Source organism: Streptomyces agglomeratus (assembly GCF_001746415.1).
GTDB classification, from domain to species: Bacteria; Actinomycetota; Actinomycetes; order Streptomycetales; family Streptomycetaceae; genus Streptomyces; species Streptomyces agglomeratus.
On the sequence record NZ_MEHJ01000001.1, the window covers coordinates 3,376,989 to 3,398,013 of the forward strand.

General features: G+C 71.3%; 21 protein-coding genes and 1 pseudogene. 4 read left to right on the top strand and 18 right to left on the bottom strand.

The window, feature by feature from the left end; genetic code table 11:
• Window positions 1-7 precede the first annotated feature (7 nt).
• Window positions 8-661 carry a tRNA (adenosine(37)-N6)-threonylcarbamoyltransferase complex dimerization subunit type 1 TsaB gene (tsaB, locus tag AS594_RS14350; protein ID WP_069927425.1) on the bottom strand — a complete coding sequence of 218 codons (654 nt, stop codon included), beginning with the start codon at window positions 659-661 and terminating at the stop codon, window positions 8-10.
• A 97-nt stretch (window positions 662-758) separates the two neighbouring features.
• Here tsaB and AS594_RS14355 point away from each other — a divergent pair, with 97 nt between their 5' ends.
• Window positions 759-1,343: a hypothetical protein gene (locus AS594_RS14355; protein WP_420877785.1), complete on the top strand. Its 585-nt coding sequence runs from the start codon at window positions 759-761 to the stop codon at window positions 1,341-1,343.
• Window positions 1,344-1,430: 87 nt separating this feature from the next.
• On the opposite strand, the gene AS594_RS44675 is transcribed toward AS594_RS14355, so the two are convergent.
• The 7 genes from AS594_RS44675 to glmS all read right to left on the bottom strand — a co-directional run bounded on the left by AS594_RS44675 (window position 1,431) and on the right by glmS (window position 8,758).
• Entirely contained in the window at window positions 1,431-1,601 is a 171-nt protein-coding gene (locus AS594_RS44675; protein WP_167368022.1) for a hypothetical protein, read from the bottom strand.
• Between the two features lie 127 nt (window positions 1,602-1,728).
• Window positions 1,729-2,241 (bottom strand): tRNA (adenosine(37)-N6)-threonylcarbamoyltransferase complex ATPase subunit type 1 TsaE, encoded by a 513-nt coding sequence (gene tsaE, locus AS594_RS14360; RefSeq protein ID WP_069927427.1) that lies wholly within the window; start codon window positions 2,239-2,241, stop codon window positions 1,729-1,731.
• Complete coding sequence (locus tag AS594_RS14365; protein WP_069927428.1) at window positions 2,213-3,445, bottom strand: alpha/beta fold hydrolase; 1,233 nt, start codon at window positions 3,443-3,445, stop codon at window positions 2,213-2,215. Before AS594_RS14365 ends, tsaE begins: the two co-directional genes overlap by 29 nt.
• 12 nt (window positions 3,446-3,457) lie before the next feature.
• Window positions 3,458-4,597, bottom strand: a complete 1,140-nt coding sequence (alr, locus tag AS594_RS14370; protein ID WP_176733208.1) for an alanine racemase — start codon at window positions 4,595-4,597, stop codon at window positions 3,458-3,460.
• A gap of 257 nt (window positions 4,598-4,854) precedes the next feature.
• Window positions 4,855-6,345 (bottom strand): bifunctional ADP-dependent NAD(P)H-hydrate dehydratase/NAD(P)H-hydrate epimerase, encoded by a 1,491-nt coding sequence (locus tag AS594_RS14375; RefSeq protein WP_069927429.1) that lies wholly within the window; start codon window positions 6,343-6,345, stop codon window positions 4,855-4,857.
• 158 nt (window positions 6,346-6,503) lie between these two features.
• Window positions 6,504-6,872 (bottom strand): holo-ACP synthase, encoded by a 369-nt coding sequence (locus AS594_RS14380; RefSeq protein WP_079144595.1) that lies wholly within the window; start codon window positions 6,870-6,872, stop codon window positions 6,504-6,506.
• Window positions 6,873-6,874: 2 nt separating this feature from the next.
• Complete coding sequence (gene glmS, locus AS594_RS14385) at window positions 6,875-8,758, bottom strand: glutamine--fructose-6-phosphate transaminase (isomerizing) (protein ID WP_069935119.1); 1,884 nt, start codon at window positions 8,756-8,758, stop codon at window positions 6,875-6,877.
• A gap of 78 nt (window positions 8,759-8,836) precedes the next feature.
• Between glmS and coaA the strand changes: the two genes are divergently transcribed.
• Entirely contained in the window at window positions 8,837-9,826 is a 990-nt protein-coding gene (gene coaA / locus AS594_RS14390; RefSeq protein WP_069927431.1) for a type I pantothenate kinase, read from the top strand.
• A 12-nt stretch (window positions 9,827-9,838) separates the two neighbouring features.
• Entirely contained in the window at window positions 9,839-10,783 is a 945-nt protein-coding gene (locus tag AS594_RS14395) for a DUF389 domain-containing protein (protein WP_069927432.1), read from the top strand.
• Here the strand turns inward: AS594_RS14395 and glmM are convergent.
• The 5 genes and pseudogenes from glmM to AS594_RS14420 all read right to left on the bottom strand — a co-directional run bounded on the left by glmM (window position 10,780) and on the right by AS594_RS14420 (window position 16,225).
• On the bottom strand, window positions 10,780-12,138 hold the full coding sequence (gene glmM, locus AS594_RS14400) for a phosphoglucosamine mutase (RefSeq protein WP_069927433.1): 1,359 nt from the start codon (window positions 12,136-12,138) through the stop codon (window positions 10,780-10,782). The two genes, AS594_RS14395 and glmM, sit on opposite strands and share 4 nt — an antisense overlap.
• A gap of 114 nt (window positions 12,139-12,252) precedes the next feature.
• Window positions 12,253-12,780, bottom strand: a complete 528-nt coding sequence (gene rpsI / locus AS594_RS14405; RefSeq protein WP_069927434.1) for a 30S ribosomal protein S9 — start codon at window positions 12,778-12,780, stop codon at window positions 12,253-12,255.
• A 44-nt stretch (window positions 12,781-12,824) separates the two neighbouring features.
• Window positions 12,825-13,268, bottom strand: a complete 444-nt coding sequence (rplM, locus tag AS594_RS14410; protein WP_069927435.1) for a 50S ribosomal protein L13 — start codon at window positions 13,266-13,268, stop codon at window positions 12,825-12,827.
• 255 nt (window positions 13,269-13,523) lie between these two features.
• Window positions 13,524-14,476, bottom strand: a pseudogene (locus AS594_RS14415) (IS481 family transposase).
• 120 nt (window positions 14,477-14,596) lie between these two features.
• Window positions 14,597-16,225, bottom strand: a complete 1,629-nt coding sequence (locus AS594_RS14420) for an ABC-F family ATP-binding cassette domain-containing protein (protein WP_069927436.1) — start codon at window positions 16,223-16,225, stop codon at window positions 14,597-14,599.
• Window positions 16,226-16,272: 47 nt separating this feature from the next.
• Here AS594_RS14420 and AS594_RS14425 point away from each other — a divergent pair, with 47 nt between their 5' ends.
• The gene (locus tag AS594_RS14425; RefSeq protein ID WP_069927437.1) at window positions 16,273-17,163 is read left to right on the top strand and encodes a hypothetical protein; all 891 of its coding nucleotides are present in this window, start codon (window positions 16,273-16,275) and stop codon (window positions 17,161-17,163) included.
• Here the strand turns inward: AS594_RS14425 and truA are convergent.
• From truA to rpsM, 5 genes are all read right to left on the bottom strand, one after another.
• Window positions 17,137-18,021, bottom strand: a complete 885-nt coding sequence (gene truA, locus AS594_RS14430; RefSeq protein WP_069935120.1) for a tRNA pseudouridine(38-40) synthase TruA — start codon at window positions 18,019-18,021, stop codon at window positions 17,137-17,139. The genes AS594_RS14425 and truA overlap by 27 nt on opposite strands.
• Before the next feature lie 88 nt (window positions 18,022-18,109).
• Complete coding sequence (gene rplQ, locus AS594_RS14435) at window positions 18,110-18,607, bottom strand: 50S ribosomal protein L17 (protein ID WP_028812355.1); 498 nt, start codon at window positions 18,605-18,607, stop codon at window positions 18,110-18,112.
• Window positions 18,608-18,778: 171 nt separating this feature from the next.
• Window positions 18,779-19,801: a DNA-directed RNA polymerase subunit alpha gene (locus AS594_RS14440; RefSeq protein ID WP_003956430.1), complete on the bottom strand. Its 1,023-nt coding sequence runs from the start codon at window positions 19,799-19,801 to the stop codon at window positions 18,779-18,781.
• A gap of 163 nt (window positions 19,802-19,964) precedes the next feature.
• The gene (rpsK, locus tag AS594_RS14445) at window positions 19,965-20,369 is read right to left on the bottom strand and encodes a 30S ribosomal protein S11 (protein ID WP_017949643.1); all 405 of its coding nucleotides are present in this window, start codon (window positions 20,367-20,369) and stop codon (window positions 19,965-19,967) included.
• Window positions 20,370-20,462: 93 nt separating this feature from the next.
• On the bottom strand, window positions 20,463-20,843 hold the full coding sequence (gene rpsM, locus AS594_RS14450) for a 30S ribosomal protein S13 (RefSeq protein ID WP_069927439.1): 381 nt from the start codon (window positions 20,841-20,843) through the stop codon (window positions 20,463-20,465).
• Window positions 20,844-21,025: the final 182 nt, after the last annotated feature.

Sequence of the window (21,025 nt, forward strand, 5' to 3'; positions counted from 1 at the left end):
ACCGCGGTCACTTGGGAGTGACCACCTTGTAGTTCTTCGGGACCTGCGCGTCGGGGCGGCGGAGGTACAGCGGCAGCGGCGGCAGGAACGGCTCCCCCGCCGCGAGCTTCTCGGCGGCCAGCGACGCCAGCGCGCCCGCCGACTGGTGCTCGGGGCCGCGCGCGTCCCCGAACGCCTCGGGGTAGAGGAGCGCCCCGGAGCCGACCACCGGCAGGTCCGCGAGCTGCTCCGCGATGTCGGCGGGCCGGTCGACGGCGGGCTCGGACACGCGGGTGCGGGCGTCGTCGTAGCGCGCCCAGTAGACCTCCTTGCGGCGCGCGTCGGTGGCCACGGCGAAGGGGCCGGTGAGCCCGGCGGCGTACGCGAGTCCGTCCAGGGTGCACAGGCCGTGGACCGGCACTCCGAGCACGAGGCCGAAGGTCTCGGCCGTCGCGAGCCCGACGCGCAGGCCGGTGTACGGGCCGGGGCCGACGCCGACGACCACCCCCGTCACGGCATCGAGTTTCAGACCGGCTTCGGCGAGCACCCGGTCGACGGTGGGCAGCAGCAGCTCCCCGTGACGGCGGGCGTCGACCTGGCCGGCTTCGGCGACGACGGACTCACCGTCGTGGAGGGCGACGGTGACGGCTGGGGTGGCGGTATCAACGGCGAGCAGGAGCACACAAACAGCCTACGGCCCGCGCTCGGGGAGCCCTGCGTCCCCCGTCCCTCCCGCCTCCTGCTGCTACCGTCACCACAAATACGCGCGTGGTACGAACATGAGGTGGAGCAAGGTGGCTAGGAGCAGCTCGGGAATCGTGGCCGGGCTCACCGCGGCAGCCGTGGCGGCGGTCGCCTTCCTCGCCTACCAGGCGTCGGCGAACGCCCCCTCGCCCGACCGGCTCGCCGCGGCCGGCTCCGGCAAGAAGCCCGCGGCGCACGCCACGAACCCGCCCAAGGCACCGGCCAAGCCGAAGGACGTACTCGCCGTTCCGGCCCAGTCGGGCACGGGAACGCGCGTCGTCTACTCGCTGGCCGAGCGGCGGGTGTGGCTGGTGAACGGCGCGGGCAAGGCCACCAGGACGTTCCAGGTCGCGCCGAGCACGGTCAGCCCGCCGCCCGGCACGTACGCGGTGGGCTCCCGCTCGGGGGTCATCACCGGCTCCGACGGCGTGGAGGTCGAACACGTCGTACGGTTCGCGACGGTCGAGGGCGTGCCGATCGGCTTCAGCGCCGCGGTCGACGGGACGATTCCGAGCCCGGACCCGAAGAGCAAGACCGGCGGCGTCCGCATGCTGCGCCCCGACGGCGACGCGCTGTGGAGCTTCGCGACGGTCGGCGTGAAGGTCGTAGTCGTCCCGTAAATACGCTCGTAAGAGCTACGCGGCGTCCGTGAAGAGAGCCGGTCGGCGTCCCCGCGCACCAGGCGGCGCGCGCCGCCCCCAGGACAGCTACGCGGCGTCGCGCTGCCGCGCCGTGTGCTCGTCGGCAGGCTCCTCGGGCGCCTCGTCCTCCAGCGGCCGCTCTCTCGGCGGTGTGGAGACCGCTGTGGCTGCCGCGCACGAGGCCAGCAGGTCGTGCATGGAGAGAGGCCGGGTCGCGTCGCGTTCTGAAGCCGGCATGGATGCCTCCTGGGCTCCGGTTGAGCAGGCGTGGTTAGGTAGACCTAACCAGTCTCGGTACCCATGTGACCACGCCCGGCCTCACCGGCGCAACATCTTGCCGACGTCTTGTCGGAACGTACGGACGTCAGACGCCCAGCGCGGCCAGGTCCTCGCCGGCCCAGCGCGCGCCGACGCCGCGCACCGTCACCTGACGCAGCTCGTCGTCGGTGTCCCCCACAGCCCGGTGGATGACCACGTGGAGCCGGTCGTCGGACAGCTCCTCGACCTTCCCGTCACCCCACTCGACCACCACGACCGAGTCCGGCAGCGAGACGTCGAGGTCGAGGTCCTCCATCTCGTCGAGCCCGCCGCCCAGGCGGTACGCGTCGACGTGCACCAGGGCCGGACCGCCGGTCAGCGAGGGGTGGACGCGCGCGATGACGAATGTGGGAGAGGTCACGGCTCCGCGTACCCCGAGTCCCTCGCCGAGCCCGCGCGTCAGCGTCGTCTTGCCCGCGCCGAGCTCGCCGGTGAGCAGCACGAGATCGCCGGGCCGCAGCACTGCGGCGAGCCGGCGCCCGAACTCCTGCATCAGTTCGGGCGTGTGGACGGTGAGAACGGCGGTGACATCAGCCGCCGGGCTGTGCGGTGCTTCCATACGTCCCAACGTTAGCGGCTGCCGGTACGGCGCCGACCCGCGCCAGCAGGTCCGCGAGCCGGTCGGTGACCACCTCGGGGTGCTCCAGCATGACCAGATGGCCGGCGTCCGGCACTATCACCAGTTCGGCATCGGGCAGCAGGTCCGCGATGCCCTCGCTGTGCTCGCTGGGCGTCACCAGATCCTTGTCGCCCGCGAGCACGAGCACCGGCACCTCGGCGAAGATCTCCAGCGCCTCCGCCTTGTCGTGATCGGTAAACGCCGGATAGAACTCCGCGACCACGTCGATCGGTGTCCCCTCGATCAGCCGCTCCGCGAACCGCGCGACCGCCGGGTCCACGTCCTTGGAGCCGAACGAGTACCGCTTGATCAGCCCGGCGAACAGGTCCGCCGTGGCCCGCCGTCCGCGCTCGACGATCTCCGCCTGCGTACCGAGGGCCCGCAGCACACGCGGCAGGACCCGGCGTACGGCGTTCACGCCCGCCACCGGCAGCCCGAAATTGACCTCGCCGAGCCTCCCCGACGACGTACCGACGAAAACAGCGCCCACGACCCGCTCACGGATGAGCTCCGGGTACTGGTCGGCCAGGGCCATCACCGTCATGCCGCCCATCGAGTGCCCCACCAGGACCAGCGGTCCCTCGGGCGCGGCCGCGTCGATGACGGCTCTGAGATCGCGGCCCAGCTGCTCGATGTCGACCGCGACACCGCGCCCCTGGGCCGCGCCGCGCGCCGAGCGGCCGTGGCTGCGCTGGTCCCAGTGCACGGTCCGTACGACACCCCGCAGCGCCGCCCGCTGGAAGTGCCACGAGTCCTGGCTCAGGCAGAAGCCGTGGCTGAAGACGACGGTGACCGGAGCCGGCGTGCGGCGCCCGAAGAGCCGGCGCCGGCGAGGACCGGACGAGGCGCCGTCCGCCTCCACCTCGTCCACTTCGTAGTAGATCTCGGTCCCGTCGTCGGCCACGGCCTGCCCCGGCATTCCGCGCAGAGCTCCGTACGGTCCGGAGGCGTCCAGCGCCAGCCGCGCCTTCTTCCGCATGCCGCGTCCGACGGTCAGCCGCTCCAGAGCGACACCGGCGGCGGCGCCCGCCGCGACCACACCTATCGCGGTGCCGGCCACACCCGCCCGGCGCCAGTTGCCGACGGCGGTGGTCGCGGCCTCTGCCGCCACCTCCGCCACGCCGGGCGCGCTGCTCTCGCTCACGGTGCCGCTCTCCTAGCTGTCGGGGTCCTCGTTCACATAGACGCGTGGTACCCGCGATCCGATGCGGGTGACAATCTCGTACGCGATCGTGCCCGCGGCCTGCGCCCAGTCCTCGGCGGTCGGCTCCCCCCGGTCGCCCGGACCGAACAGCACCGCCTCGTCCCCCGGCTCCACCGTGTCACCGCCGAGGTCGACCACGAACTGGTCCATGGCGACCCGCCCGGCGACCCGCCGCCACTTGCCGCCGACGAGCACGGGCCCGGTGCCGGAGGCGTGGCGCGGAATGCCGTCGGCGTACCCGACGGGGATCAGCCCGAGCGTCGTCTCCCGCGCCGTTACGTAGTGGTGCCCGTAACTGACGCCGTGGCCCTCCGGCACCCGCTTGACCAGCGCCACCGACGCGGCGAGCGTCATGACGGGCCGCAGCCCGAAGTCGGCGGGCGTGCCGAGTTCGGGGCTCGGGGAGACGCCGTACATGGCGATGCCGGTCCGTACGAGATCGAAGTGCGTGCCGGGCAGGGTCAGCGTCGCGGGTGAGTTGGCGATGTGCCGGACCTCGGGCTCGGCCCCGGCCTTCTCGGCGTAGTCGACGAGGTCCCGGAAAACGCCGAGCTGGACATCGATCGAGGGGTGCCCGGGCTCGTCGGCACAGGCGAAGTGCGACCAAAGGCCGGTGACCCGGACCTCGTCCGCCTCCAGGGCGTGGCGCACCAGCTCGGGCCAGTCGGCCGGCTGGCACCCGTTGCGCCCGAGGCCGGTGTCGGCCTTCAGCTGTACGCGGGCGACCTGCCCGGCGGAACGCGCCGCCTCCACCACTTCGCGCAGCGCCCACATCCCGCTCACGGACACGTCGATGCCGGCCTCGATGGCCTCGCGCCACGGCCCGCCGGGGGTCCACAGCCAGCACATCAGCGGCCCGTCGAACCCGGCGGCGCGCAGAGCCAGAGCCTCTTCGGGCGTCGCCGTCCCCAGCCAGGTCGCCCCCGCGTCGAGGGCCGCGCGGGCACACCGCACAGCGCCGTGGCCGTACGCGTCCGACTTCACCACGGCCATCAACTGGGCCCCCGCGGCGCGGGCACGCAAAGCCCGCACGTTGGCTCGCAGGGCCGCCAGGTCGATCTCGGCGCGGGCTCGCATGGGGGTATGGCTCATCGCGGTCATCGCGCCAAGTGTCTCAGAGCCGTACGACAGCCACGGGTCGCCTCCCGCACCGGCGCCGCGCTCGTCCACTCGCCTTCCCGCCGGACGGGGGCCGGGGGTCCGACGAGGCGAGGGGCGGGGCCGCGCGGGGTGCTCCGTCAGGGGCTGTCCGATGCCCTGTCCGATGCCCTGTCGGGGGCGCTGTCCGGGGCGCGAAGCGGGAGGTGCGGGCGGGCGCGGGCTTCGTCCGTGACCGTAACGCGCCCGGATCACACCGTCCCGGACGGCGTCCCCGGAGCGGTGCGCCCCCGCCCCACAACCCCGCGCCAGGCCCCCGGCAGCGCGTCCGCCACGTCCATCGCCCCCACGGGAGCCCCGCCCGCCGCCAGCCGCCCCGCCAGCCCGTGCAGGTACGCCGCGGCCGATCCCGCGTCCATCGCCCCGAGCCCCGCCGCCAGCAGCGCCCCCGCCAGCCCGGACAGCACATCCCCGCTCCCCGCCGTGGCCAGCCAGGGCGTGCCCGTCGGATTCACCCGCACCGGCCGCGCCGCGAACCCGGCGCCCGTGCCGCCCGCAGGCGCGACCAGGGTCGTGGAACCCTTCAGCAGCACCGTGGCCCCGTACAGCGCGGCCAGCTCCCGCACCGCGACCAGCCGCCCCGCCTCCACTTCCTCCCGCGACACCCCGAGCAGCGCGGCCGCTTCCCCCGCGTGCGGCGTCAGCAGCGTCGGCGCGTCGCGCCCGCGCACCATCTCCGGCTCCAGCGGACGCAGCCCGTCGGCGTCGACGAGCACCGGCACGTCGGACGCCAGTACGTCCCCCAGCGCCCCGCCCGCGTCCTCGCCCAGCCCCGGCCCGATCACCCACGCCTGCACCCGCCCGGCCTCGGACGGCGGCCCCGCGTGCACCAGTGCCTCCGGGAAGCGCGCGATGACCGCGTCCGCACCGTGCCCGACGTACCGCACCGCCCCGGCCCCGCCCCGCAGCGCGCCCGCGACGGCCAGCACCGCCGCCCCCGGATACCGCTTCGAGCCCGCCACGACGCCCACCACCCCGCGCCGGTACTTGTCGCTCCCGGCCCCCGGGGCCGGCAGGAGCGCGGCGACATCCGCGTGCTGGAGCGCCTCGACATCCGCCTCCACCGCGCCGAGGTCCAGCCCCAGTTCGATGAGCCGCACGGCCCCCGCGTACTCCCGGGCGGGGTCGACGAGCAGCCCCGGCTTGTACGTACCGAACGTCACCGTGACATCGGCCCGCACGCACTCCCCCCGCACCTCCCCGCTGTCCGCCTCGGTCCCGCTGGGCAGGTCCACGGCGACGACGACCGCCCCGGATTCCCGCGCGGCCCGCGCGAGCGGCACAGCGGCGTCCCGCAGACCGCCCCGCCCGCCGATCCCGGTGATCCCGTCGACCACGAGGTCGGCCCGCGCGAGAGCGGCCGTCGCGTCCCCCGCCACGGAGCCGCCCGCCGCCCGCAGCGCCGCCAGCCCGCCCCGGTGCGCGCGCCCGGCGTCGAGCAGTACGGCGGCGACGCCCGCGCCCCGCCGGGCGAGCCGCGCCCCGGCGTACAGCGCGTCGCCCCCGTTGTCGCCGCTCCCGACGAGGAGGACGACCCGCGAGCCGTACACCCGCCCCAGCAGCCCCGCGCACACCGCGGCGAGCCCCGCCGCGGCCCGCTGCATGAGCGCGCCCTCGGGGAGCCGCGCCATCAGCTCACGCTCGGCGGTCCGTACGGTCTCCACGCCATAGGCGGCACGCATCAGAAGAACACCTCACCCTTCGCCCTCCGCCAGGAGGAACACTCAGCCGGAACGAGCCCCCACCGGAAGCAGCCCACAGCCCTCAACCCACGCCCTCGGCCTCGGCCCTCAGCTCACAACCCACAGCCATCGGCAGTCGCCGCACCCGCCTCCGGCCCTCACCCCTCCGCGACGACCACCGCCGAAGCGATCCCCGCGTCGTGACTGAGCGACACGTGCCACGACCGCACCCCGAGCGCCTCCGCCCGCGCCAGTACCGTCCCGCTCACCCGCAGCCGCGGCTGCCCGCTGTCCTCCACGTACACCTCCGCGTCCGTCCAGTGCAGCCCGGCGGGCGCGCCCAGCGCCTTCGCCAGGGCCTCCTTCGCCGCGAACCGGGCGGCGAGCGAGGCGATGCCCCGCCGGTCGCCGCTCGGCAGGTTCAACTCACTCGGCAGGAACAGCCGTTCAGCCATCTGCGGCGTACGCTCCATCGACGCCCGGAAGCGCTCGATCTCGGCGACGTCGATCCCCACACCAATGATCACGCTCACTCCACCGTCACTGACTTGGCCAGGTTCCGGGGCTGATCGACCTCGTTGCCCCGGGCGGTCGCCAGCTCGCACGCGAAGACCTGCAACGGCACGGTGGAGACCAGCGGCTGAAGGAGCGTCGGCGTGGCGGGAATCCAGATCAGATGGTCCGCGTAGGGGACAACGGACTCGTCCCCCTCCTCCGCGATCACGATCGTCCGCGCCCCCCGCGCCCGGATCTCCTGGATGTTCGACACGATCTTCTCGTGCAGAACGGAGCGCCCCCGGGGGGAGGGAACGACGACGACCACCGGCACATCGTGCTCGATGAGCGCGATGGGCCCGTGCTTCAGCTCACCCGCGGCGAACCCCTCCGCATGCATGTACGCGAGCTCCTTCAGCTTGAGCGCACCTTCCAGGGCGACCGGGTACCCCACATGCCGCCCCAGGAAAAGCACCGTGTTCTTGTCCGCCAGCGACCGGGCCAGCTCCCGTACCGGCTCCATCGTCTCCAGGACCCGCTCCACCTCGCCCGAGATCTCGGACAGCTCGCGCACCACGCCCCGGACCTCGTCCCCCCACTTGGCCCCGCGCACCTGCGCCAGATACAGCGCGACCAGGTAGCAGGCGACCAGCTGCGTCAGGAACGCCTTCGTGGACGCGACGGCGACTTCGGGCCCAGCGTGCGTGTAGAGGACGGCGTCCGACTCGCGGGGAATGGTCGACCCGTTCGTATTGCACACGGCCAGCACCTTCGCGCCCTGCTCCCGCGCGTGCCGCAGCGCCATCAGCGTGTCCATGGTCTCGCCGGACTGCGAGATCGCGATCACGAGCGTCCGTGAGTCGAGAATCGGGTCGCGGTACCGGAATTCGCTCGCCAGCTCGGTCTCGCAGGGAATCCGCGTCCAGTGCTCGATCGCCAGCTTCGCGATCATCCCGGCATGGAAGGCGGTCCCGCAGGCGACCACCACGATCTTGTCGACTTCCCGCAGTACGGAATCGGGGATCCGCACCTCGTCGAGCCGCAGCGAGCCGGCGCCGTCGATCCGCCCCAGCAGCGTGTCGGCGACCGCCTTCGGCTGCTCGGCGATCTCCTTCAGCATGAAGTAGTCGTAGCCGCCCTTCTCGGCGGCGGAGGAGTCCCAGTCGATGTGGTAGGACCGCGCCTTCCCGGGCGCGCCGTGGAAGTCGGTGACCGAGACGGACACCCCGGCGCTGCCGCCGCCCTTGCCCCCGCTCTCGTCCCGCCGCAGCTCGACGACCTGGTCCTGCCCCAGCTCGATCGCGGAGCGGGTGTGCGCGATGAACGCGGCGACATCGGAGGCGAGGAACGCCTCGCCCTCCCCCACCCCGACCACCAGCGGCGAGTTCCGCCGCGCCCCCACCACCACGTCCGGCTCGTCCGCGTGCACGGCGACGAGCGTGAACGCCCCGTCGAGCCGCCGGCACACCAGCCGCATCGACTCCGCCAGGTCCCCGCACGAGGAGAACGACTCGGCGAGCAGATGCGCCACGACCTCGGTGTCGGTCTCCGACACCAGCTCGTGCCCGCGCTCGGCGAGCTCGTCGCGCAGCGCAGCGAAGTTCTCGATGATCCCGTTGTGCACCACGGCGACGCGCCCCGCGTTGTCCAGATGCGGGTGCGCGTTGGTGTCGGTGGGCCCGCCGTGCGTGGCCCACCGGGTGTGTCCGATGCCCGTGCCCCCGGCCGGCAGCGGCCGCCCCACGAGCTCCTTCTCCAGGTTGACGAGCTTGCCCGCCTTCTTCCCCGCGGCCAGCCCGCCGTCGGCGAGGACTGCCACGCCCGCCGAGTCGTAGCCCCGGTATTCGAGGCGCTTCAGTCCCGCGACGACAACATCAAGCGCCGACTGCCCGCCGACGTACCCCACGATTCCGCACATGTCCGCACCCTACGGCCGAGCCCCCCACGTGACCGAGCACACCACCCACGACGCCCCCGCACACCCGACAATGTTGAGGTGATCACTTCGCCGCCACGAAGCGCCCAGCGTCGGCCCGACGCCTCGCCGTACCTGGACCTGACGCGGGCGGAGTGGAGTGCGCTGCGCGAGAAGACGCCGCTGCCCCTGACGGCGGAGGAGCTCGAACAGCTCCGCGGCCTGGGCGACGTCATCGACCTCGACGAGGTGCGCGACGTCTACCTCCCGCTGTCCCGCCTGCTCAATCTGTACGTACAGGCGACCTCCGGCCTGCGCGGCGCCCTGAACACCTTCCTCGGCGACCCGGCCAACGGCCACGGCTCCCAGCGCGGCACCCCCTTCGTCATAGGGGTCGCGGGCAGCGTCGCCGTGGGCAAGTCGACCGTCGCCCGGCTGCTCCAGGCCCTGCTGGCCCGCTGGCCCGAGCACCCGCACGTCGAGCTGCTCACCACCGACGGCTTCCTGTACCCGATGGAGGAGCTCAAGCGTCGAGGACTGCTGTCCCGCAAGGGCTTCCCCGAGTCGTACGACCGCCGCGCCCTGACCCGCTTCGTCGCCGACATCAAGGCCGGCAAGGACGAGGTCACCGCGCCCGTCTACTCCCACCTGATCTACGACATCGTGCCGGGCGAGCGCCTCACGGTCCGCCGCCCCGACATCCTGATCGTCGAGGGGCTGAACGTCCTCCAGCCGGCCCTCCCCGGCAAGGACGGCCGCACCCGGGTCGGTCTCGCCGACTACTTCGACTTCAGCGTGTACGTCGACGCCCGCGCCGAGGACATCGAGACCTGGTACCTCAACCGCTTCCGCAAGCTGCGCGCGACGGCCTTCCAGGACCCCTCCTCGTACTTCACGAAGTACACCCAGGTCTCGGAGGAAGAGGCCCTCGACTACGCCCGTACGATGTGGCGGACCATCAACAAGCCGAACCTGCTGGAGAACGTGGCGCCGACACGCGGCCGTGCCACGCTGGTGGTGCGCAAGGGCCCCGACCACAAGGTCAAGCGCCTCTCGCTCCGCAAACTCTGAGGAGTACGCCCCGTGCTTCACCTGCGCCTGATCGTCCCCGCCGACCGCACCGACGAAGTCGTCCGTACGGTCGAGAAGACGGTCGGCACGACGCACCTCGCCGTGGTCCCCGGAGCGGCCCGCGACCCCCGGGGCGACCTCATCATGTGCGACGTCGCGCGCGAGGCGGGCGACGACCTCATCAACTCGCTGCGCGCGCTGGGCATCGACGAGTGCGGATCGATCGCCGTCGAGAACATCGACCTGTCGCTGTCCCGGCGGGCCGACCGGGCGGAGAAGGACGCGCCGGGCGAGGGCGCGGACGCCGTGCTGTGGGAGCACCTGTCGGACGCGACGCACGAGGAGTCGACGCTCTCCGTCACCTACATCGCGTTCCTGTCGCTGGCGACGATGATCGCGGCCTGCGGTGTGGTGCTCGACAACGCGATCCTGATCGTCGGCGCGATGGCGGTGGGCCCGGAGTTCGGCCCGCTGGCCGGATTCTGCACGGCGGTGGTGCAGCGCGCGCCGCGCCTGGCCTGGCGCTCGTTCACCGCGCTGATCGTGGGCTTCGCGGCGGCGATGGCGGTGACGGTCGTGTTCAGCCTCTTCATGGACGCGACCCACCTGTTCACCGAGGAGAAGCTCAACGCCGCCCGCCCCAACACGGGCTTCATCTACGCCCCGGACTGGTTCTCGTTCGTCGTTGCGGTACTGGCGGGCTCGGCCGGAATGCTGTCCCTCACCTCGGCCAAGGCCGGTGCCATGGTCGGCGTGGCCATCTCGGTGACGACGGTCCCGGCCGCGGCCAATGCCGCCGTGGCGCTGGCTTACGGCGACCTGAGCCAGACCAAGGGCTCGTCCGAGCAGCTCTTGCTCAACCTGTTGGGCATCGTCGTCGCCGGAACGCTCACGCTGCTCGCCCAGAAATACTTCTGGGCGAAGCAGCGTGAGCGCACGGCGCGCACGAGCGGTTAGCCGAGCGCGGACTTCACCACGTCGGCGAGCCGCCCGGCGACCGCCTTCGCCTGCTCGATGTCGGCCGCCTCGACCATGACGCGCACGAGCGGCTCGGTGCCCGACGAACGCAGCAGTACCCGCCCCGTGGCACCCAGCTCGCGCTCGGCGTCGGCGACGGCGGCCGCCAGCTCGGCGGAGGTGGTGACGCGCGACTTGTCGACGTCGGGCACGTTGATCAGGATCTGCGGCAGCCGGCTCATGACCCCGGCGAGGTCCGCGAGCGTACGCCCGGTGGCGGCCACCCGCGCGGCCAGCATCAGGCCCGTCAGGGTGCCGTCGCCCGTGGTGGCGTGGTCCAGCACGATCACGTGCCCGGACTGCTCGCCGCCCAGGGCGTACCCCTCGGCCTTCATCGACTCCAGTACGTACCGGTCGCCGACGGCCGTCTGCACGAGCTCGATGCCCTCGCGCTCCATCGCCAGCTTGAAGCCGAGGTTCGACATGACGGTGCCGACGACGGTGTTCTTGCGCAGCTGACCGGCCTCGCGCATGGCGAGGGCGAGTACGGCGAGGATCTGGTCCCCGTCGACCTCACGGCCCTCGGCGTCCACGGCCAGGCACCGGTCGGCGTCCCCGTCGTGGGCGATCCCGAGGTCGGCGCCGTGCTCGACGACGGCGGCCTGGAGCATCTCCAGGTGCGTGGAGCCGCATCCGTCGTTGATGTTCAGCCCGTCGGGATCGGCACCGATGGTGACGATCTCGGCGCCGGCCCGCGCGAAGGCCTCCGGCGACACCCGGGAGGCCGCCCCGTGCGCCTCGTCCAGTACGACCTTGACCCCGTCGAGCCGGTTCGGCAGTACACCGATCAGGTGCGCGATGTACTGGTCGAAGCCCGCGTCGTAGTCGGAGACGCGGCCGACGCCCGCACCGGTCGGCCGGGCCCACGGCTCCCCGGACCGGTGCTGCTCGTACACGGCCTCGATCCGGTGCTCCAGCTCGTCGGCGAGCTTGTGACCGCCGCGCGCGAAGAACTTGACACCGTTGTCCGGCATCGCGTTGTGGCTCGCGGAGAGCATCACTCCCAGGTCGGCACCGAGCGCGCCCGTCAGGTACGCCACCGCCGGCGTGGGCAGCACGCCCACCCGCAGCACGTCGACGCCCGCGCTCGCCAGACCCGCCACGACGGCGGCCTCCAGAAACTCCCCCGACGCACGCGGATCGCGTCCGACCACGGCGGTCGGCCGATGTCCCGCGAAGGTGCCCGCCTCGGCGAGTACGTGCGCCGCCGCGACCGACAGGCCGAGCGCGAGCTCCGCCGTCAGGTCCGCGTTGGCGACACCGCGCACACCGTCAGTGCCGAAGAGTCGTCCCACTGGTGTCCTCCGAAAATGCTCCGAAAATGCAAGGCTGCAAAGCGATAAACGAACGCCCCGACAGCACACAATGTGCCGCCGGGGCGAACGTCTTGATACGGGCGAGCAGGCGGATTAGCGCTTGCTGTACTGCGGCGCCTTACGGGCCTTCTTGAGACCGGCCTTCTTGCGCTCGACCGCACGGTCGTCGCGGGAGAGGAAGCCGGCCTTCTTCAGCGCCGGGCGGTTGTTCTCCACGTCCGCCTCGTTCAGCGCACGGGCGACACCGAGGCGGAGCGCACCGGCCTGACCGGAAACGCCGCCACCCGCGATGCGGGCGATGACGTCGTAGCGGCCGTCGAGCTCGAGCACCTTGAAGGGCTCGTTGACTTCCTGCTGGTGAACCTTGTTCGGGAAGTAGTCCTCGAGCGTACGCCCGTTGATCTTCCACTTGCCGGTGCCCGGAACGATCCGGACGCGGGCGATGGCGTTCTTGCGACGGCCAAGGCCGGCCGCCGGCTGCGGGTCACCGAAACGGCCCGCGAGGGACTCGCTGGTGTACTCGCCCTCGACGGGAACCTCGGACTCGAAGGTGGTCACCTCGGCGAAGGTCTCTTCGGCCTCGGAACCCTCGACGGGCGTCTCAACAGTGGTCTCGGCCACGATTCTCCTCAGATTTCTTTCGTTCTTAGGGGGTGTGGCCGGAACTACTGCGCGACCTGGGTGATCTCGAACGGCACCGGCTGCTGGGCAGCGTGCGGGTGCTCGGGACCTGCGTAGACCTTCAGCTTCGAGAGCATCTGGCGACCCAGGGTGTTCTTGGGGATCATGCCCTTGATGGCCTTCTCGACGGCCTTCTCGGGGTTCTTCGCCAGCAGCTCGTCGTAACGAACGGAGCGCAGACCACCCGGGAAACCGGAGTGGCGGTACGCCATCTTCTGGGTCTTCTTGTTGCCGGACAGGTGAACCTTGTCGGCGTTGACGATGATGACGAAGTCACCCATGTCCATGTGCGGGGCGTAGATCGCCTTGTGCTTGCCCCGCAGGAGGGTGGCGGCAGTCGTCGCCAGACGGCCCAGGACGATGTCCTGCGCGTCGATGATGTGCCACTGGCGCGTGACATCGCCGGGCTTGGGGCTGTACGTACGCACGGTCGTAGCCTTCGCTTCTTCAGTGAGTGGGTCCTGACAAGGCCACTGGGACGATCACGACAGCCTTGGCGGCATCCGGGGACGCAACCCGTCTGCCTGCCGCTGGTCATCGGCCCGGTGGACCGGCGTAAGGGCCCCTCGCGTGAGAACGACCAAGCCAATACGCATAACGAACTGGAAGCCTACCCGCCTGCCCCCGTACGGGTCAAAACGGCCCGGCGGAGCAGGCGCCCCGCCGCCGCGACGCGGGCGGCCCTAGCTGTATTGCCTTGAGAGGTTGGGGACGCGGCTGGCGGGTGGTTGGCCTTTCAGCGCGGTGTGTCCGCGGTGGTGATTGTAGGTGTGTAGCCACCGGGGGAAGGCGTCGCGTCGTTCCTGCTCGCTGCGGTAGGGGCGGCGTAGGCCCACTCATCGAGCAGGGTGCGGTTGAAGCGTTCGACCTTGCCGTTGGTCTGCGGCCGGTAGGGCCGGGTTCGTTTGTGGGCGATCCCGGCCGCTGCCAGCAGGTCGCGCCAGTCGCGTGAGCGGTAGCAGGAGCCGTTGTCGGTCAGGACGCGCTCGACGGTGATCCCGGCCTGGGTGAAGAATGCCTGGGCGCGGGTCCAGAAGCCGGTGGCGGTTTGCTTCTGCTCGTCGGTGTGGATCTCGCTGTAGGCGAGGCGGGAGTGGTCGTCGACGGCGGTGTGCAGGTAGCTGTAGCCGGCGTTCGAGCGGGTCTTGCGGCCCGCTTGGCGGCCCAGGATCTTGTGTCCGCCGCCGTCGGGGATGTTGCCGAGCTTCTTGATGTCGACGTGGACGAGTTCGCCGGGCCGCTCGCGTTCGTAGCGGCGTATGACACGGCCGGTGGCCCGGTCCAGGTGCGTGAGGCGGGCCAGGCCGTAGCGGGTCAGCACCCGGTGCACGGTCGAGGGCACCAGCCGCAGCAAGTGCGCGATGCGGGCCGGCCCCCAGCGGCGCAGGACGCGGACCTTGATGATGCGCCGCTCGGTGCGGGTCGGGGTCCTGCGCGGGCTGATGCGCGGGCGACTGGAGCGGTCGCTCATGCCTGCTTCGCCGAACGTCCGGTAGCGGTCGGCCCAGCGCTGGGCGGTGGTGGGCGAGACCTGGAAGCGTTCGGCGGCACGGCGCAGGGGCCAGCCGTCCTCGACCACACAGCGGGCCAGACGCAGACGGCCGGTCTCGGTCAGGGGTGCATTACGGTGGGGCACGAGGGCCTTTCTGTTGGTGTAGACGTCGCAATCCACACCGAACCGGAAGGCCCTCACCCATTTCAAGATCCCTCAGCCGAGACCTCGCTCACCCGTCCACAACCTCCCGAGACAGAACACCTAGCGCGCCCGCTCGACCCGCCGCTCGTCCCACACCGGCTCCGTCGTCTCCCGTACGACCCCGTCCGAACCGAAGACCAGGTACCGGTCGAAGGACTTCGCGAACCACCGGTCGTGCGTCACGGCCAGCACCGTCCCGTCGTACGCGTCCAGCCCCTCCTGGAGCGCCTCGGCGGACTCCAGGTCGAGGTTGTCCGTCGGCTCGTCCAGCAGCAGCGCGGTCGTCCCCTCCAGCTCCATCAGCAGGATCTGGAACCGCGCCTGCTGCCCACCCGACAGCCGGTCGAACGCCTGGTCGCCCTGGCGCTCCAGCTCGTACCGGCGCAGCGCCCCCATCGCCCCGCCCCGGTCCTTGGAGTGCTCGGACCACAGGATGTCGACGAGCGTCCGGCCGACCAGCTCGGGATGCGCGTGGGTCTGCGCGAAGTGCCCGGCGACCACCCGCGCGCCCAGCTTCCACTGCCCCGTGTGCCGGACGTCCTCCCCGGCGAGCAGCCGCAGGAAGTGCGACTTGCCCGAGCCGTTCGACCCGAGCACGGCGACCCGCTCCCCGTAGTAGACCTCCAGGTCGAACGGCTTCATCAGCCCGGTGAGCTCCAGCCCCTCGCACACCACGGCCCGCACCCCGGTGCGCCCGCCGCGCAGCCGCATCCGGATGTCCTGCTTGCGCGGCGGCTCCGGCGGAGGGCCCGCCTCCTCGAACTTCTCGAACCGGGTCCGCATGGCCCGGTACCGCGAGGCCATGTCGGGGCTGATCGCGGCCTGTCCGCGCAGCCTCAGCACCAGCGCCTTGAGTCGCGCGCGCTCCTCCTCCCACCGGCGCAGCAGCTCCTCGAACCGCGCGAACCGCTCCGCCCGCGCCTCGTGGAAGGTGGCGAAGCCGGCGCCGTGCACCCACGCGTCGGCCCCCGTGGCCCCCGGCTCCAGGCTCACGATCTTGTCGGCGGCCCGCGACAGCAGCTCGCGGTCGTGCGACACGAAGAAGACCGTCTTACGGGTCTCCTTCAGCCGCTCCTCCAGCCATCGCTTGCCCGGCACGTCCAGGTAGTTGTCCGGCTCGTCGAGCAGCAGCACCTCGTCGGGGCCCCGCAGCAGCGCCTCCAGTACGAGCCGCTTCTGCTCACCGCCGCTGAGCGTGCGCACCTCGCGGAACTGCGCCTTGTCGTACTCGATCCCCAGCGCCGCCATGGAGCACATGTCCCAGACGGTCTCGGCCTCGTACCCGCCGGCCTCCGCCCAGTCGGACAGCGCCTGCGCGTAGGCCATCTGCGCCTTCTCGTCGTCCACCGTCAGGATCTTGTGCTCGGCCTGGTCGACGGCGGCGGCCGCCTCCCGGATCCGCTCCGGGGACACCGAGACCAGCAGGTCACGCACGGTCCGCTCGTCCTGCACCGACCCCACGAACTGGCCCATCACGCCGAGCCCGCCGCTGACCGTCACGGACCCGCCGTGCGGCTGCAACTGCCGCGAGATCAGCCGGAGCAGCGTCGTCTTGCCCGCTCCGTTCGGCCCGACCAGGGCCACGACCGCGCCCTCCCCGACCCGGAAGGAGACGTCACCGAGCAACGGCCGCCCGTCCGGCAGGTAGTACTCGACGTGTGCGGCCTCAAGATGTCCCATGCTCCGCATTGTCGCCGCCGTCCGCCGCATCACCCAACCGGATTAGGATGCGCGGCATGAGCTTTGGGCAAGGGGGGCCCTCCTGGGGTGGCCCCGAGGGACAGCAGAGCCCTCAGGATCCGTACGGAACACACACCGCACCCGACACGCCGGACTGGGCGGCGCTCGCCGACGCCTCCGCCGCGCGCGCCCGCCGCAAGCGGTGGATGTACATCGGCGGCGGCGTCCTGGCGACCGCCGTGGTCGGCGCGATCGTCGCCACAGCAGTCGTCACGACGAACAGCGGCACGAACACCGACAACACCAACTCCGCGAGCGAGCTGCCGACGCCGGAGACCCTGCCGACCGAGTCCGCCCAGCCCGGCCCCTCCTTCTCCTCGCAGGCGCCGCCGCCCCCGCCGAACCCCAGGGACTTCATCTCCAGCGCGAAGAAGGACACGCTCCCGCTGAGCGCCGACAGCCTCTTCCCCGGCAAGAAGCTCAAGATGGGCGACCGCGCGTACGCCAAGGGCGCGACGAACACCACCACGAGCTGCTCCGCCGCGACCCAGGGCGCGCTGGGCGGCGTACTCGCCAACAACGGTTGCGACCAGGTCATCCGCGCGACGTACTCCAAGGACGGCGTGGCCGTCACCGTCGGCGTCGCGGTCTTCGACACCGCCGCCCAGGCCGCCAAGGCCAAGGAGCAGGCGAGCGGCGGACTCGCCTCGCTCCCCGGCGGCGGCGTTCCCACGTTCTGCCGGGGCGGCTCGGTCTGCCTCAGGACCGCCAACGCCTACGGCCGCTACGCGTACTTCACCGTCAGCGGCTTCACCAGCGGCAAGAACGCGACGACGGCCGACAAGGACGTCTACACGACCAGCGACGACCTCGCGGAGTTCACCTTCCGCCAGATCCACCAGCGCGGGAAGACCCAGGCGTCAGCAGCAGCCGTCGCCGGCCAGTGAGCCGGCCGGCGCCCCCGGCAGCGTCCGCATGTTGCGGGCCTGCCGGGCCCGCGCCGCCAGCAGGTCGTCGGCCGGGTAGCCGACTTCCTCCAGGGTGAGCCCGTGCGGGCGTACGACATGGACGGCCGAGTCACGTTCGCCCGCCGCAAGCACCTTTCCGGGCCAGTCCGCGTCCCGGTGCCCGTCGCCGACGAACAGCATCGCCCCCACCAGCGAGCGCACCATGTTGTGGCAGAAGGCATCGGCGCGCACGGTGGCGGTGATGATCCCGTCCGCTCCCCGCTCCCAGCTCAGCTGCTGCAAGGTCCGGATGGTCGTCGCGCCCTCACGCCGCTTGCAGTACGCCGCGAAGTCGTGCTCCCCGACCAGCCGCGCGGCCGCCCGGTTCATCGCGTCGACGTCCAGGGGCCAGTCGTGCCACAGCACGTGCCCGCGCAGCAGCGGGTCGACGCCCCCGGGGTTGTCCGTCACGCGGTACGCGTAGCGCCGCCACACGGCCGCGAACCTGGCGTTGAACCCCGCCGGAGCCTCGGCCACCTTCCAGACCCGTACGTCGTGCGGCAGCCGCCCCGCGAGCCGCCGCAGCAGCTTGTCGTGGTGCTCCGCCCACACGTCCTCGGGCAGGTCGACGTGCGCGACCTGGCCGCGCGCGTGCACGCCCGAGTCCGTACGCCCGGCGACCGTCAGCTCGTACGTGCGCGGGGACCGCGTCACGGTCCGCAGCGCGCTCTCCAGCTCGCCCTGGACCGTGCGCCGCTCGGTCTGCTTCGCCCACCCGGAAAAGTCCTTGCCGTCGTACGAGAGATCCAGCCGCACCCGCACGAACCCCGGCGCCGCACCCTCAATGTCCTCGCTCACCAGCGCATCCTCTCAAAAGCAGCAAAAACAGAGCGGGCCCGCACCGCCCCGAAGGGTGATGCGGGCCCGCCCGGTGGAGTCAGAACGCTCAGGCGTCCTTGGACTCGCCCTCGGCAGCCTCGGCGGCCGGAGCGTCGTCCTGGGCAGCCTCGTCCTTCTTGGCTGCGTCTTCCTTCACCGCACGCTTCGTCGCGGCCTCGGCCTCACCGGTGGCCTGCTGCGCCACGGTCAGGGCCTCGACCAGCTCGATGACGGCCATCGGGGCGTTGTCGCCACGACGGTTGCCGATCTTCGTGATGCGGGTGTAACCACCGGGGCGGTTCTCGTACCGCGGGGCGATCTCGGTGAAGAGCGTGTGCACGACGCTCTTGTCCGTGATCGTCTGCAGCACCAGGCGACGGTTGTGGATGTCGCCCTTCTTCGCCTTGGTGACCAGACGCTCGGCGACGGGGCGCAGGCGGCGGGCCTTGGCCTCGGTCGTCGTGATGCGGCCGTGCTCGAACAGCGACTTCGCCAGGTTGGCGAGAAGCAGACGCTCGTGCGCGGCGCTGCCGCCCAGACGGGCACCCTTTGCGGGACGCGGCATGGTGATTCTCCTTGTGTCTGCACCGGCCGTATCAGGTACCGGTGTCAGTTCCCGCGAGGCGGCTGCCCCGCGAAAGTCATTGGTGCGCCGGTGCGGGCCGTACAGCCCGCACCGGCGGCATCAGGCCGGTCCGGCGAGCGGGGACGAACCCCGCCGCCGGGACCGGATTGATCAGTACTGCTCGGTCTCGACGAAACCGGCGTCCGCGTCGTCGTCGGCGCCGAAGGCGTCGGCGGCGGCGGTCGGGTCGAATCCGGGCGGGCTGTCCTTGAGGGCCAGGCCCATGCCGGCCAGCTTCGCCTTGACCTCGTCGATCGACTTCGCACCGAAGTTACGGATGTCGAGCAGGTCGGCCTCGGAGCGCGCCACGAGCTCACCCACGGAGTGGATGCCCTCACGCTTGAGGCAGTTGTACGAACGAACGGTGAGCTCGAGCTCCTCGATCGGCAGCGCCAGGTCGGCGGCCAGGGCGGCGTCCGTGGGGGACGGGCCCATGTCGATGCCCTCGGCGTCGATGTTGAGCTCGCGCGCCAGACCGAACAGCTCGACCAGGGTCTTACCGGCGGACGCCATGGCGTCACGCGGGCGCATGGCCTGCTTGGTCTCGACGTCGACGATCAGCTTGTCGAAGTCGGTGCGCTGCTCGACACGGGTCGCCTCGACCTTGTACGTGACCTTGAGCACCGGCGAGTAGATGGAGTCGACCGGAATACGGCCGATCTCCTGGCCCACCTGCTTGTTCTGGACGGCGGAGACGTAGCCGCGACCGCGCTCGACGGTCAGCTCCATCTCCAGCTTGCCCTTGCCGTTCAGCGTCGCGAGAACGAGGTCCGGGTTGTGGACCTCGACGCCGGCCGGCGGGGCGATGTCAGCAGCGGTGACCAGACCCGGTCCCTGCTTGCGCAGGTACATGACGACGGGCTCGTCGTGCTCGCTGGAAACCACCAGCTGCTTGATGTTCAGGATGAGGTCGGTGACGTCCTCCTTGACACCCGGCACGGTGGTGAACTCGTGCAGGACGCCGTCGATCCGGATGCTGGTGACAGCGGCACCGGGGATCGAGGAGAGGAGCGTACGGCGAAGCGAGTTGCCGAGGGTGTAACCGAAGCCCGGCTCGAGGGGCTCGATCACGAACCGCGAGCGGTACTCGTCGACGACCTCTTCGGTCAGCGACGGACGCTGAGCGATAAGCATGAGAAATGCCTCCAGTCTTGGCACCCACTATTTGATGCCAACTGTTACAAGGGTACGGGCGGCACGGCCCGAAGGACCGTACCGCCCGAGTACAGCGCGATCGGAAGTGAAGGTCGGTCTTCACTCCGGGCGCACTGCAACAACCAGAGTCGGACGCGAAGCGTCAGACGCGGCGGCGCTTGGGAGGGCGGCAGCCGTTGTGCGGGGTGGGCGTGACGTCCTGGATCGAGCCGACCTCGAGGCCAGTGGCCTGGAGGGAGCGGATCGCGGTCTCACGGCCGGAGCCGGGACCCTTGACGAAGACGTCAACCTTGCGCATGCCGTGCTCCTGCGCGCGGCGGGCGGCCGACTCGGCGGCCATCTGCGCGGCGAAGGGGGTGGACTTGCGCGAGCCCTTGAAGCCGACGTGGCCGGCGGAGGCCCAGGAGATCACGTTGCCCGAGGGGTCCGTGATCGAGACGATCGTGTTGTTGAACGTGCTCTTGATGTGGGCGTGCCCATGAGCGACGTTCTTCTTTTCCTTGCGGCGCACCTTCTTGACAGCGCCCTGACGACCCTTGGGGGGCATCTATTACTCCTACGGGAGGTGGTCGGTCCTCAGCGAAGACCGCTTGGGGGTCCGGGGGTGTCCCCCGGATCACACAGTGCGTCCGGCTGAGGACTACTTCTTGCCCGGCTTCTTCTTGCCGGCGATCGCGCGACGCGGGCCCTTGCGGGTACGAGCGTTCGTGCTGGTGCGCTGGCCGTGGACCGGCAGGCCGCGGCGGTGACGCAGACCCTGGTAGCAGCCGATCTCGACCTTGCGGCGGATGTCGGCCTGCACCTCGCGACGGAGGTCACCCTCGGTCTTGAAGTTGACGTCGACGTACTCGCGGATCTTGACGAGGTCTTCCTCGCCGAGGTCACGGACGCGCGTGTCGGGGTTCACGCCGGTAGCGGCGAGAGTCTCCTGGGCACGGGTACGACCGATGCCGAAGACGTAGGTGAGGGCGACCTCGATACGCTTTTCGCGCGGGAGGTCAACGCCTTCAAGGCGTGCCATTCATGGCTCCTGTTTGCTCGGAGGTCTTCCGCAGAACCGCTCCGTGGCCGCCGACCACCCTCATCAAGAGAGCGGTACGGACCAGGTCCCCGGCCTCCGCCGGAGGTGTCAGCACCCGTGGGCACTGGGTTCTGCGTAATTACGTTTTTACGTGCGTCGCGCGAAGTTCTGCGAGATGCAGG